The organism is Stenotrophomonas sp. AS012628, assembly GCF_010608305.1.
GTDB classification, from domain to species: Bacteria; Pseudomonadota; Gammaproteobacteria; order Xanthomonadales; family Xanthomonadaceae; genus Stenotrophomonas; species Stenotrophomonas geniculata.
In genome coordinates this window covers 1-239 of record NZ_VMBJ01000220.1, presented here as the reverse complement: position 1 = coordinate 239, position 239 = coordinate 1, and the positions used below count along the sequence as shown (strand labels likewise).

Annotated in this window: 1 protein-coding gene; it reads left to right on the top strand. The window is 61.1% G+C overall.

The features are described from left to right. On the top strand, positions 1-239 hold a 239-nt coding region (locus G5A07_RS21685), incomplete at both ends, for a CYTH domain-containing protein (protein ID WP_191864017.1).

Genomic DNA, 239 nt, shown 5'->3' with positions numbered 1-239 from the left:
GTTATGTGCCGTGCTGCGCGACAAGGGCCAGACGCTCGAACGCGAACTCAAATTCGCCTTCGCGCCCTCGGATCTCGACAAGCTCAAGTCGCTTCCCTCGCTTGCGGCCCGACCGCAGAGTTCCGAGCGGCTTCTTTCGATCTATTTCGACACGCCCGCTCACGCCCTCGACAAGGCCGGCATGTCGCTGCGGCTGCGGACTTCGAGCGGACATGTCGTTCAGACGCTGAAGCAAAAAA